Source organism: Bordetella holmesii (genome assembly GCF_020735985.1).
Classification (GTDB): Bacteria; Pseudomonadota; Gammaproteobacteria; order Burkholderiales; family Burkholderiaceae_B; genus Bordetella; species Bordetella holmesii.
Map to the genome: position 1 here is coordinate 895,213 of NZ_CP085973.1, position 12,181 is coordinate 907,393.

General features: G+C 63.3%; 10 protein-coding genes and 2 pseudogenes. 10 read left to right on the top strand and 2 right to left on the bottom strand.

Features of this window, described 5'->3' with window-relative positions:
- Positions 1–51: 51 nt before the first annotated feature.
- Both LK440_RS04205 and LK440_RS04210 read left to right on the top strand, forming a co-directional pair.
- Positions 52–1,174, top strand: a pseudogene (locus tag LK440_RS04205) (IS3 family transposase).
- A 23-nt stretch (positions 1,175–1,197) separates the two neighbouring features.
- Positions 1,198–2,253, top strand: a pseudogene (locus tag LK440_RS04210) (autotransporter outer membrane beta-barrel domain-containing protein).
- 400 nt (positions 2,254–2,653) lie between these two features.
- On the opposite strand, the gene LK440_RS04215 reads toward LK440_RS04210, so the two are convergent.
- Positions 2,654–3,316, bottom strand: coding sequence for a GntR family transcriptional regulator (locus LK440_RS04215; protein ID WP_005019782.1), 663 nt, complete (start codon positions 3,314–3,316; stop codon positions 2,654–2,656).
- A gap of 219 nt (positions 3,317–3,535) precedes the next feature.
- Between LK440_RS04215 and LK440_RS04220 the strand changes: the two genes are divergently transcribed.
- From LK440_RS04220 to LK440_RS04255, 8 genes are all read left to right on the top strand, one after another.
- A complete protein-coding gene (locus LK440_RS04220) occupies positions 3,536–4,828 on the top strand; it encodes an amidase (protein WP_005014976.1) in 1,293 nt (430 codons plus the stop codon).
- An 8-nt stretch (positions 4,829–4,836) separates the two neighbouring features.
- Complete coding sequence (locus LK440_RS04225; RefSeq protein ID WP_005014974.1) at positions 4,837–6,033, top strand: CaiB/BaiF CoA transferase family protein; 1,197 nt, start codon at positions 4,837–4,839, stop codon at positions 6,031–6,033.
- 13 nt (positions 6,034–6,046) lie between these two features.
- Positions 6,047–6,838 carry an enoyl-CoA hydratase gene (locus LK440_RS04230; protein WP_005014973.1) on the top strand — a complete coding sequence of 264 codons (792 nt, stop codon included), beginning with the start codon at positions 6,047–6,049 and terminating at the stop codon, positions 6,836–6,838.
- A gap of 70 nt (positions 6,839–6,908) precedes the next feature.
- Positions 6,909–7,886: an ABC transporter substrate-binding protein gene (locus tag LK440_RS04235; protein WP_005014967.1), complete on the top strand. Its 978-nt coding sequence runs from the start codon at positions 6,909–6,911 to the stop codon at positions 7,884–7,886.
- A 60-nt stretch (positions 7,887–7,946) separates the two neighbouring features.
- On the top strand, positions 7,947–8,750 hold the full coding sequence (locus LK440_RS04240) for an ABC transporter permease (protein WP_370510771.1): 804 nt from the start codon (positions 7,947–7,949) through the stop codon (positions 8,748–8,750).
- 7 nt (positions 8,751–8,757) lie between these two features.
- Positions 8,758–9,507, top strand: coding sequence for an ABC transporter ATP-binding protein (locus LK440_RS04245; RefSeq protein WP_005014963.1), 750 nt, complete (start codon positions 8,758–8,760; stop codon positions 9,505–9,507).
- Between the two features lie 14 nt (positions 9,508–9,521).
- The gene (locus LK440_RS04250) at positions 9,522–10,394 is read left to right on the top strand and encodes a polysaccharide deacetylase family protein (RefSeq protein WP_005014962.1); all 873 of its coding nucleotides are present in this window, start codon (positions 9,522–9,524) and stop codon (positions 10,392–10,394) included.
- The gene (locus tag LK440_RS04255) at positions 10,391–11,296 is read left to right on the top strand and encodes an alpha/beta fold hydrolase (protein WP_005014960.1); all 906 of its coding nucleotides are present in this window, start codon (positions 10,391–10,393) and stop codon (positions 11,294–11,296) included. The genes LK440_RS04250 and LK440_RS04255 overlap by 4 nt, the downstream gene beginning before the upstream one ends.
- 12 nt (positions 11,297–11,308) lie before the next feature.
- Here the strand turns inward: LK440_RS04255 and loiP are convergent, their stop codons facing one another.
- A complete protein-coding gene (gene loiP / locus LK440_RS04260; RefSeq protein ID WP_005014957.1) occupies positions 11,309–12,082 on the bottom strand; it encodes a metalloprotease LoiP in 774 nt (257 codons plus the stop codon).
- Positions 12,083–12,181 lie beyond the last annotated feature (99 nt).

The following is a 12,181-nucleotide window of genomic DNA, read 5'->3' on the forward strand; positions in this document are numbered from 1 at the left end:
CCCCGTGATTAGTACGAAATCGATGTAGAGTCCGTTCCCAAAGGAATGGCAATGAAGAAACGATTTACGGAAGAGCAAATCATCGGCGTGCTCAAGGAAGCCGATGCAGGTGCCAAGCCCGCAGAGTTGTGCCGCAAGCACGGAATCTCCGAGGCAACGTACTACAACTGGAAGGCGAAGTTCGGTGGCATGACGGTGTCGGACGCTCAGAGGCTCAAGGAGCTGGAGCAGGAGAACAACAAGCTCAAGAAGCTGTTGGCCGAGTCGATGCTGGACAAGGCGGCGCTTCAGGATCTGCTAAGCCGAAAGTAGTCAGCCCGCAGGCCAAACGCGAGGCGGTCAGGACATTAATGACCGAGCGCAGCATGGGTGTTACCCGGGCCTGTGGGCTGGTAGGAATTTCGCGGTCGCTGTTTGCCTACGAGAGCACACGCTCAGGCGATGCTGCGCTGACCGAGCGCATGAAAGAGATGGCAGTGGCGAAACGACGCTACGGCTATCGGAGGATCCATGTGCTCTTACGTCGCGAAGGCTGGCAAGCAAATCACAAGCGAATCTGGCGGCTGTACAGTCTGGCAGGGTTAAGCGTGCGAAAACGAAAGCGTAAGCGAATCGCGGCGACCGAGCGCGTGGTTCGCCCAGCGGCAATCGCGCCGAATCAGAGTTGGTCAATGGACTTTGTGGCCGACGGCCTAGCCTATGGCCGCCGATTCCGCTGTTTGACTATCGTCGATGACTACACTCGCGAATGCCTGGCCATCGAGGTCGATACGTCGTTGCCGGGACTGCGTGTTGCCATGGTGCTGCAACGGCTGGCGGAGATGCGTGGCCTGCCGCGATCTATTACCGTGGACAACGGGCCAGAGTTCGCCGGAAGAGCCTTGGACGCCTGGGGGCCTACCAAGCAGGCGTAAAGCTGTCGTTTATTCGGCCGGGTAAGCCGGTGGAGAACGCTTATATCGAAAGTTTCAACGGCAAGTTCCGCGACGAATGCCTTAACGAGCACTGGTTCTTGTCCCTGCGACAGGCTAAAAGCTTGATCGAAAACTGGCGAGTCGAGTACAACACCGATCGGCCTCACAGCGCGCTCGGATATTTAACGCCGGCGCAATTCGTGCAGGCTCATCAGAAAGAAGGTCTTTTACCCCTGGGCTCTATGTCGGTGCCGTACTAAATCTGGGGGCAGGTCAGCAGGCCGTGCGCTATCACCTCATCCATGCGGCGGGCAGCCAGGCAGACAGCTTTGCCTTGAACAATAGTCAGGTGGACATCGGCGCTTACCGTTATCAGCTCGCGCTGAATCAGGACGGCACCCAGGCCGATGACTGGTATTTGAGCACCAGCCGTCAGAGTATGTCGGAGACCACCCGCAATGCGGTGATGCTGGCCAACGTCACGCCCACCATCTGGAATAGCGAATTGTTTATTTTGCGCAGTCGTCTGGGCGAGTTGCGTGGGCAGGCGCCGTCAAACAGCGTGTGGGGCAAGTACATCACTGGCAAGAACCGGGTGACCAATAACGTGGCCTACGACCAGACCATGAATGGGTTCATGGTCGGCGCCGACCGCCAGTTTGATCTGCAAACGGCGCGCTTGTTTGTGGGTGGTCTATTCTCGTACAGCGACTCCGACCTGAAAGCCGATGACAGCCGCGGCAAAGTCGATAGCTATGCGCTGGGGATGTATACTACTTGGTTGCATGACAGCGGCTACTACGTGGACGGTGTTGTCAAGGTCAACCGTTTCAAGACGGATAATGACGCCCGCTTCAATGCTGGCACCAGCAAGGCCAACGACAAGACCACGGGTGTGGGCGTGTCGATTGAAGCCGGGAAACACATCGTCATCGACAGTTTCTTTGTCGAGCCCTATTTGCAACTGGCGGCTTTCCGTGGCGGCAAGACCAAGTACGGTTACAGCAATGGAGTGCAGGTCGAGGCTGATTCGGTGAAGTCGGTCAGCGCCGAAGCCGGTTTGACGCTCGGCAAGACCTTCACGCTGGACAGCGGTGCGCTGATCAAGCCCTATGCACGCATTGCGCTGAACCATTAGTTCAGCAAGAACAATGATGTGCGCATTAACAGCAGCGAAACCTTCTCCAACAATATGTCCGGCAGCATGGGCAGGTATGGGTTGGGGGTGGACGCGCGTTGGAACACCGCTTGGGCAGTCTATGGTGAGTTCAACTACGGCAAGGGCAGCAAGCAAGAAAGCCCATATAGCGGCCACGTGGGTGTGCGTTACAGTTTCTGAGTGGCAGGCGGCGCCATGGCGCGTTTGTGCCGCGGCAGCCGCCGATTTGCCGGCAGCTCCAAGATTGTCATCGAACGCCAGCAACAAAGCCCTGTGGCCAACGCGATAGGGCTTTCGTTTGGGGTGGAAGGCGCCGAATCCGCGAGCCGCGTTGACCGGGACGGGATTGAGGATGTTGCTCGCGCCCGGATATCGGGCTCACCCCCAGCCCGTCGGACCCGCATCTGCCCTGCGCCTATCCGGTGTCGACGCCGGGTGTCTGCCAGCAGGTAATGTGCTCACAGACTAGGCAATTCTCTCCGATATCCAGTCGGCAAGGCGGGGAGCGGAGCAGGCCCACGGTAAAAAGGCGCGCGGTCAGGTTCGGGCGGGGCGACAAAAGCCGGGCAGGCTTCGCGGGTCAAGTTTTGACCATCGAGCGCGGCAGGTTGATGAGAAAGTCGGCCAGGCCTTTGGCGCCCTGAGCCAGGCTGATGTGCCGCATCATCATGCGGTGCGCGCGGTCGGGGTCGTTGGCGAGGATGGCTTCGACGAGTTCACCATGCTGCTCATACGAGGCGCGTACGCGGCCCACGGCGGTGAACGCGTGACGCAGATAGGCGCCGGTGCGTGCGCGCAGGCCGACCAGTTGTTCGCGCAGATAGGGGTTGCGGCAACCCCGGTAGAGGATCTCATGGAAGTCGTGATTGGCGTCGCGCCAGGCCTGGCTGTCGTCGGCCTCGGCAATGGGGGCGGCGGCGCGGTGCACGCGCGCGAGTTCTTCGCGTTCTTCGGCGCTCATGCGCTGGCAGGCCATGCGGGTGCAGACCCCCTCCATTTCGGCCATCAGCTCCCAGATGGCCAGTAATTCCTGCACGTCCAGCCGAGCGACCACCATGCCGTTGCGCGGCTGGCTCTCGAGCATGCCTTGCACTTTGAGCTGCAACAGGGCTTCGCGCACGGGTGTGCGCGAGACCTGATAGCGGGTGGCCAGCTGCTGCTCGTCGATGGGGTCGCCCGGCAGCAGCGTCCCATGGCGGATGTCGTTCTCCACGGACTGGCGTATGCGTTCACTGACTTTCATGGTCTATACATATAAATACTGATTGCACGAAATTATCCACCGATCTATAAATATATTTATAGTCTAAAAAATAATACACAAAGGGTTTTTCGATATGCAAGTCATGGCTCCCACTGCCGCGGAAGTGGCACTCAAGTTGGCCGCGCTGGGTATTGCCGCGTCGTCGCGCGAGGTCGAATCGGTGGCCAAGGCTCTGGCGCGCCTGGCTGCGGGGCGCGCATGACGCCCGCTGGCCTGCCGGAATCCATCGCCGCATTGCGTGCGGCGTTGCGGTGCGGCGAGCTCAGCGTGGACGAGGCGCTTTGGGCGCAGCGGCTGGCGTTTGAGCGCCAGGGCTGGAACTGTGTGGCTGACTTGTTGCCGCCGTCCCCACGTGCTGATCTGGCGCTGCCGTTGGCCGGCGTTGACCTGGCACACAAGGATATTTTTGTGCTGCCTGAACGCGCGCCGCGTTGCGGCACCGCGCATCCCTGGCCGGGGGCTGGGCCGGCGGCGCCGGTGGTGCAACGTCTTACAGCCGCGGGCGCAGCTCCTCTGGCCACGCTGGTGATGGCCGAACACGCCTGCGGAGCCACCGGCGAGAACCCGCGCTATCCCTTGCCGCTCAATCCTCTTGATCCGCAAGCGGCAGTCGGAGGGTCGTCCAGCGGGTCGGGCGTCGCGGTGGCAGCCGGGCTTTGCTATGCCTCGCCGGGTACGGATACGGCGGGGTCGGTGCGCATCCCGGCGGCCACCTGCGGTCTTCTGGGCCTCAAGCCCACGGCAGGCCGACTGCCGAGTATCGGCGTGGCACCCCTGGCGCCGAGCCTGGACACGGTGGGCCTGCTGGCTCGTACCGCTGCGGATCTGCAGGCAGTATGGGAGCAGCTCGTGCCGGGCGTACCGGTCGAGCCGCCGCAGCGCATCCGTACCTGCTGGACACACCCCGAGGGCAGTGTGGACGACGACGTCGCTGCCGTGCTGGAAGCGTTTGCCGTGTGCTGCGCACCGCAGCGCCGGGACGCGGCCATGCCCGGGCTTGCCGAATGGATGCGACTGGCTCAGACGGTGCTCTATAGCGAGGCGTATGACAGCCACGCGCAGGCGCTGCGCGGTCAGGCGCCTGAGCTGGGCAGCCTGGCGCGCGCCTTGGCCTTGACGGGTGCGGCCGTGCCGCACGAATGGCTCGCCGCGGCCCACGAACGTCGCCGCGGCTGCACTCAGGATTTTCTGGCGCAGGTGTTGGCCGGCAGCGACGTGTTGCTCACGCCGGCGTTGCCGCGCGGCGTACCGGACTGGGCCCAAGTGCTGACGAGTTCACCGCAATTCGAGGCCCGCCGCTTGCTGGATATGTTCCGTTGGTTTGCGTTTGTGAATTATCTCGGATTGCCCGCCCTGGTGTTTCCCGTCGGCCGCGATGGCCGGGGCCGGCCCGTCTGTGTGCAGGCCATCGGCCGGCCGGGCGCCGAGGCGCAGTTGCTCGCATTGGCGCGAGCGTTTTCTCCCCTTACGTCTTCTCTGTCTCAAGGTTGAATCGCATCATGCCTTCGCTTTCCGCTTCGCCAGCCCTGCGCCGCTTCCGCGTCCTGGATCTGTCCCGGGTGCGTGCGGGCCCGACCTGCGTGCGCATGCTGGCAGATTTCGGCGCGGATGTGATCCGCATCGAACCGCCGCCGGGCGTCGACCCCAACGAAGCCATGTTCGCCGCCGACCGCTGGAGCGGGGACTTTCAGAATCTGAATCGCAACAAACGCTCCCTGACGCTGAATCTCAAAAAGCCCGAGGGGCTGGAAGTCTTTCGCCGCCTGGTGGCGGGAGCGGACGTGGTGGTCGAAAACTGGCGCCCCGATGTCAAGGCGCGGCTGGGCGTGGACTACGCTTCATTGCGCGCGCTGAACCCGCGCATCATTCTGGCCAGCATTTCGGGTTTCGGGCAGACGGGCCCTTACGCGGGCCGGCCGGGTTTTGACCAGATCGTGCAGGGCATGGGCGGCCTGATGTCGGTGACCGGTCTGCCGGGGCAGGGGCCCGTGCGCGCCGGCCTGGCCGTGGCGGACTCCAGTACGGGTCTTTACACGGCCATCGGTATTCTGACCGCCTTGCTCGAACGCGAGGTTTCCGGCGAGGGGCAGTGGGTGCATGCCTCGCTGCTGCATGCGCAGATCGCCATGATGGATTTCCAGGGCGCGCGCTACCTCAACGATGGCGACGTGCCGGTGCAGGAGGGCAATGATCACCCTACCAGCAGCCCCATGGGCTTGTTTCAAGCGCAGGACGGGGCGTTCAATCTGGGGGCCTCGGGCGAGGGCAACTGGAAGCGCTTCTGTCAGGCTCTGGGCCGCCAGGACTGGCTGGCCGACCCCGAGTTTCAGACCGAAAAGCTGCGGGTGCGCCATCGTCAGCGGCTCAACACGGAGATTCAGGCGGTCTTCGAGCGCGAGTCTGTCGCCTACTGGGTTGACGTGCTTAATGCCGCGGGCGTGCCCGCCGGGCCGGTCTACAACGTGCCGCAGATGTTCGAGGATGCCCAGGTGCGCCATCTTGACGTGGCGCGCCCCTGCCAGGCCTGGCAGGGGGGAGAGCGCACGTTCATCACTCAGCCGGTGACGCTGGAGCGCACGCCTGCGGACATCGAGCGCACCGCGCCGGGGTGGGGGGAGCACACGGATGAAGTCTTGCGCGAAGCCGGCTACGAAGAGCAGGATATTCGCCGACTGCATGACACGGGCGTTGTCTGAGATGGAGCGCACCATGAATGAATATCCTCCTGGCCGCATTGTGGCCGACAGGCAGGGCGGGGTGCTGCGCGTGCGCATCTGCAACCCGGCGAGGTTCAATGCCATGTCCTTGAGCATGTGGCAGGCGCTTCACACGGCAGTGCGCGAGGCGCAGGCCGATGAGACGCTGCGCGCGATCGTGCTGCACGGCGAGGGCGACCGGGCTTTTGTATCCGGGGCGGATATCTCCGAGTTTGGCCAGCAGCGCAATGATCCGGCCCAGGTGGCGCGCTATGACCAGGCTGTAAGTGCCGCGCAGAACGCGTTGGCCGACAGCCGTATCCCGACGATTGCGGTGATCCAGGGCATCTGCATGGGTGGCGGGATGGCGCTGGCGTTGGCCTGCGATCTGCGCTATTGCAATGCCTCAGCGCGGTTCCGGATGGCGGCCGCGCGCCTGGGGCTGGGTTACGCGCTCGACGGGGTCAAGCGCATGCGGGACATGCTGGGCGCGGCGCGGACCATGGATCTGTTTCTGACGGCGCGCACCTTCGATGGGGGGGAGGCCGCAAGGATAGGCCTGGTCCACGAGATGTTCGCAGACAGCGCATTTGCTGGCGAAACGCAGTCTCGGATCGAGGCCGTGGCGGGTAATGCGCCGCTCACCATGTACGCCGCGCGGCTGGCCTTGCGTCATCTGCTCAATGCCGAGCCAGCGGCCAGCGAGGTAGAACAGGCAGTACAGCAGTGTTTTGGCAGCGCCGATTATCGCGAGGGGCAGGCTGCCTTTCGCGAGAGGCGGCCGCCGGTTTTCAAAGGGCGGTAGAACAACGCCTTCATCAGCCAGGGCCGCGCAGTCTTCATCGGCCGCCGACTTTCAGCACAAGGGGAAATGCATGAAAACGTTTTGCCGGACCGCGATTGCGGTCTTCTTAAGCGGGTTTGCCAGCCTGGCCGCCGCGGTGGGTCCTCAGCCGGCCCCCGCACCGCAGAAACAGACGCTCAATGTGGGTTACGTGAAGGTCGGGCACCTGTCGCCCATGATCTTCATCGCCGAGCCGCTCAAGGCCTGCAACGTGGAGGTCAATCCGGTCGAGTTCGTGCGTTACGCTGACGCGCGCACGGCGCTGCTTTCCGGGTCGCTCGACGTCTCCGGCATCGGGCCGGCCGATCTGGCCATCGCGCTGGCTCAGGGCAGCGAGAAAATCGTCGGCCTGTCCGGCGTGGCGTCATCGCCCAAGCACCTGGTCACGCGCAAAGGCGTGAAGATGGACGACTGGAAGGACTTGGCCGGCAAGCGCGTCGGCATCGCGCCGGGGTCTGCCGTGTGGTTCCAGTGGGCTGCCACCCTGGCCGAGAAAGGTATTCCTTACAACAGCTTCACGGCCGTCAATATCCAGGGTGGCGGCACGGCTTTCGTTCAAGCGCTGCAACGTGGTGACGTCGACGCCGTAGCGTTGTGGGAGCCGTTCGAGTCGCAGTTGGTAGCCAATGGCACAGCCTTTTTTGCCAACAACTTGGAATACAGCCAGTCCAAGGCCGTGGGGGCGGAGCTCGGGCTGTTGGCCGCCACACGCGATGCCCTGACCAGCAAGCGTGAAGCGGTCAAGTGCTTCCTGTGGGCCTATAAGCAGGCCGAAGAGAAACTCGCCAAGGATCCGGAAGCCTTTGCCGAGGCCTATGCCAAATACACCAACCTGCCTTTGCCCGTCACCCGCGAGTCGGCCAAGCTTATCAAGCTGGGTGGCGTTCTCGATCTTGGTCAGTTGCAGCGTCAGGCCAAGACCTTCCATGACTTGGGCGTGATCCCCAAGGACGTCAGCGGTCAGATCAGCAAGGTCTGGGATCCGACGCTGATGCGCGAGGTCCAGTAGTCGCCACAGGAGCCAGTCATGAACTCTTCCATCCTCAAGCAGCCGGCCGGCGCGCCGCGCATGGGCGTGTGCGGCGCGGTTTGGCGGCGCACGGCTACCGCGCTTGTAGTGCCCCTGCTCATCCTGGCGATCTGGCAGTGGGCAGGCCAGTCCGCGAACATGGCTGGGGTCCTGCCCACGCCGGTCGACGTCGCCAAGGCCTGGTATGCCTGGGCTTTTGGCAACCCCGGCATGGGCCTGAACCCGTATCAGGGGACCTGGGTGAGCAACGTGCAGTACTCAACCTTGCGGGTTGCGCAAGGCTTTGTGCTGGCGATGCTGGCCGCCATTCCGCTTGGCCTGGCCATTGGTTGGAGCCGACTGGCTTCGCGGATGCTGGATCCGTTGATCCAGGGCCTGAGGCCCATTCCGATCACGGCGTGGTTGCCATTTTCGATCGCGTTGTTCGGCATCCGCGATATGGGGTCCATCTTCCTGATCTTTCTGGGCGGCTTCTACGCCATCGTGGTCAACACCACCCAGGGCGCGCGCGATGTGGACCGTAATCTGGTGCGCGCGGCCAGCATGATGGGGGCCTCGCCCGGGCAGATGCTGCGCCGGGTGGTGCTCCCGGCGGCCATGCCCTCGATTTTCACGGGACTGCGTATTGGCCTGGGTATTTCCTGGACGGCCGTTATCGTCTCCGAGATGGTGGCGGTCAAGTCAGGGTTGGGTTATGTGCTGTGGGATGCCTATTACGTCGGCCGCATGGATATCGTGCTGGCCGACATGGCTTCCATCGGGTTGATGGGCTTTCTGAGCGACCGCCTGCTGGTAGTCATCGAACATCGCGTCCTGGCCTGGCGCATGCTCCAGAATCATTGAGGGTGTCATGTCGGATATTTCAGTTACGCAGTTGAGCAAGACCTATCCCGGCGTCTCGCCCGTGCACGCCTTGGACCGCATCGATCTGCAGGTGGACGAGGGCGAATTCATCGCCTTGCTCGGCCCCTCGGGCTGCGGCAAGTCGACGCTGCTCAACTTGATTGCCGGTTTTGAGCAGGCCTCCGAAGGACAGTTGCGTGTGGGGGATCAGGCGGTGACGCGGCCAGGGCCCGAGCGCGGCGTGGTCTTTCAGGAGGCCGCGCTGTTCCCCTGGCTTAGCGTGTGGGAGAACGTGGTCTTCGGACCCAAGATTGCCGGCCTGCCCAAAAGCGACTACCTGCCTCGTGCCGAAGAAATGCTCGAGATCACCGGCTTGTCGGCGTTCAAGCAACATCTGCCGGTCCAGTTGTCAGGTGGCATGCGCCAGCGTGTGGGCATTGCCCGCGTACTGACGCTGGGCTCGAAGGTGTTGTTGATGGACGAACCCTTTGGCGCGCTGGATGCGCAGACCCGGCTGACCATGCAGGAGCTCTTGCTGTCGGTCTGGCAGCGCTTGCGCAAAACGGTGGTCTTCGTGACACATGACATCGATGAAGCCATTTTGCTGGCCGACACCATTTATGTCATGTCGGCGCGTCCCGGCCGTATCGCTACTCGCATCAAAGTGCCTATTGAGCGGCCGCGTTCGCTGGATTTGATCACCGGCGAGGTCTTCAACGGCCTCAAGCGCGACATCATGGGCCAGATGCGCCATTGACTCCGGAATCTCACATGTCCAATCCGCGTATTGCCCATGCCTTTCCACAAGACCGCCCGGCCTGCGAGCCGCCGCCGGGCGGCCGCATCATGGTGCACTTGGTCATCAACGTCGAGAACTGGCGTTTCGACCAGGCCATGCCGCGCACGATCATCACGCCGCCGCACGGCCGCGAGACGGTACCCGACGTGCCGAATTTCAGCTGGGCCGATTACGGCATGCGCGCCGGCCTGGTCCGGATGCTGGAGGCCATCGGGTCGCGCGGGCTGCCCGCGTCGACGAGCTGTAATGCCAGCGTCATCGACGCCTATCCGCGCGCCGCGCAGGCCATGCTGCGAGCCGGCTGGGAGTTCATCGGGCACGGCATGCATCAACAATCGCTCAACCACGGCGACGGCGAGCGCGAACTCATCGAAGCCTGCCTGGAGAAGCTGCGTGCTTTCACCGGCAGCCGACCGCGCGGCTGGTTGAGTCCTGGCCTGCGCGAGACGCTCGATACGCCAGATATCCTGGCCGAGGCCGGCGTGGACTATGTCTGCGACTGGGTCGTCGATGATCTGCCCAACTGGATGCGGGTGCAACAGGGCAGGTTGATCCAGATGCCCTATAACCTCGAGCTCAATGACTCGGTGATCTATGCCGTAGAGAAGCACTCCACGCCCGAGTTCCTCTTGCGCCTGACACGTACGCTGGAGGTGTTCGGCAAAGAGGTCCCGAGCAGCCCCAGAGTGCTGGCGCTGGGGCTGCATCCGCATCTGATGGGGGTGCCGCACCGGTTCGGCGACTTCGAGCGGATGCTGGATCTGCTGATCCAGCATCCGGACGTCGTCTTCATGACCGGCAGCCAGATCGCGGATTGGTTCACCAGCCAGTATCCGGCACCATGAGCCGCCAGGAGAACCCCTTGCCCCAGGCACTGACCGACGATGGGGTGCGGCTGAGCTACGCGAGCCTGGGTGAGGGCCCGGCCGTTCTCTTCGTGCACGAGTTCGCCGGCGACATGCGCAGTTGGGAGCCGCAACTGCGGGCGTTTGCCCGCCGCCATCGTTGCATTGTTTTCAACGCGCGCGGCTATCCGCCTTCCGACGTTCCCGAGGCAGCCGACGCCTATTCGCAGGCACGCGCGGTGCGCGACATGGCCGCGGTGCTGGATGATGCCGGCGTCGAGCAGGCCCATATCGTGGGGCTGTCGATGGGCGGATTTGCCACGCTGCACTTCGGCCTGGCTTTTCCCGAGCGGGCGAGGTCGTTGACCATCGCCGGCGCGGGGTATGGCGCCATGGGGGCGGACAGGCAGGCGTTTCAGGCGGCTTCGCAGGCAGCAGCCGCGCAATTCGAGACGCTTGGCAGTGCGGTCTATGGCCCCATGTACGCACGGGGGGCTGCCCGTATACCGTTTCTGGACAAGGATGCCCGCGGCTGGCAGGAGTTCGCCGATGCGCTGGCCGAACACGACGCCCGTGGCGCTGCCCTGACCCTGCGCGGGGTGCAGGCGCGCCGACCTGCGCTCGATACCATGGGTGAGTCGTTGGCGGACCTGCGGGTGCCGGCGCTCATCATTGCCGGCGACGAGGATGACCACAGTCTGCAGGCCTCGCTGTTTCTGAAGCGGATCCTGCCTGCAAGCGGGCTGCTGGTGCTGGCCAAAACCGGCCATACCATCAACCTCGAGGAACCCGCGGCATTTAATCGGGCGGTGCTGGACTTCATCGCGCAGGTCGAGGCATCGCGCTGGCTGCCGCGCGATCCGCGTTCCATCGGCCAGGTCATGCCGCCGGCCTCAGCCTGACCGGTGCCGGCGTCATTTCCCGCTGTCGATGCGTTGTTGAATATGCTTGGCCCGGGCGGGGGATGACGGATGGGAGCTCAACAGGCCGCTCTGGCCGCCATCGAGTTCGGCGAGTTTTTCAAATGCCGTCACCAACCCTTGGCGGTTCATCTTCTTCTTAGTCAGCAGGTCGAAAGAATAGTCGTCGGCGGCAGACTCTTGCGCCTGCGAAAACTGGGCGTTGATGAATTTTTCCGTGAGCTCCCCCATTTGCGAAGCGGAAAGCGCACTGATTGCGCTGTTGCCGGCTGCGCCGGCGGCGGTTCGCGCCGCGCTTACCGCGTACGCGGTCTGCATGGCTTTTCTCGTGTGGCCCAGAGCGACGTGGCCCATCTCATGGCCGATGACGCCGCGCAGTTCGTCGTCATTCATCTTGTCCATCAAGCCGGTGTAGACGCGTACGCAGCCATTCCCCATGGCCCAGGCATTGACTTCGTCGGTCTGATAGACCTTGTAGTTGATCTTCTGGCCGTTGAGGTCCATGCCGCCGAAGCCGGCCATGATCGTGTCGAGCCGCTTGGCGTAGTTGCTGCCTGCCGGGGCGATCTTCGATTGCGCATCGCTTTCCTTGCAGGCGGCGTCTGACAGTTGCACGATGTCGGCATCCGACAGACTGACGGCGCGTGCGACGTTGCCGCCTGCGCCCATGAGGCTATTGGTATCCATGTTCTGCAGGTTCGCGCAGCCAGCCAGTGTCAGCGTGCCGGTCGCGACGGTCCAGAGCAAAGCACGTTTGGTGGGCGTCATTGTCCTCTTTCCTCGTTGGTAGTGGTGGCTGCGGCCGGGCAGGCCGGCCTCAGCCTGCACTCTAATAGGAGAGGAAAGAAACCTGATGTGATGGCTTTT

Bases quoted from the DNA above. Each gene is read 5' to 3' on its own strand.
- LK440_RS04230 (WP_005014973.1), top strand. From the start codon at position 6,047: ATGAATGAATATCCTCCTGGCCGCATTGTGGCCGACAGGCAGGGCGGG.
- LK440_RS04215 (WP_005019782.1), bottom strand. From the start codon at position 3,316: ATGAAAGTCAGTGAACGCATACGCCAGTCCGTGGAGAACGACATCCGC.
- LK440_RS04245 (WP_005014963.1), top strand. From the start codon at position 8,758: ATGTCGGATATTTCAGTTACGCAGTTGAGCAAGACCTATCCCGGCGTC.
- LK440_RS04225 (WP_005014974.1), top strand. From the start codon at position 4,837: ATGCCTTCGCTTTCCGCTTCGCCAGCCCTGCGCCGCTTCCGCGTCCTG.
- LK440_RS04250 (WP_005014962.1), top strand. From the start codon at position 9,522: ATGTCCAATCCGCGTATTGCCCATGCCTTTCCACAAGACCGCCCGGCC.
- LK440_RS04235 (WP_005014967.1), top strand. From the start codon at position 6,909: ATGAAAACGTTTTGCCGGACCGCGATTGCGGTCTTCTTAAGCGGGTTT.
- LK440_RS04240 (WP_370510771.1), top strand. From the start codon at position 7,947: ATGGGCGTGTGCGGCGCGGTTTGGCGGCGCACGGCTACCGCGCTTGTA.
- LK440_RS04255 (WP_005014960.1), top strand. From the start codon at position 10,391: ATGAGCCGCCAGGAGAACCCCTTGCCCCAGGCACTGACCGACGATGGG.
- loiP (WP_005014957.1), bottom strand. From the start codon at position 12,082: ATGACGCCCACCAAACGTGCTTTGCTCTGGACCGTCGCGACCGGCACG.
- LK440_RS04220 (WP_005014976.1), top strand. From the start codon at position 3,536: ATGACGCCCGCTGGCCTGCCGGAATCCATCGCCGCATTGCGTGCGGCG.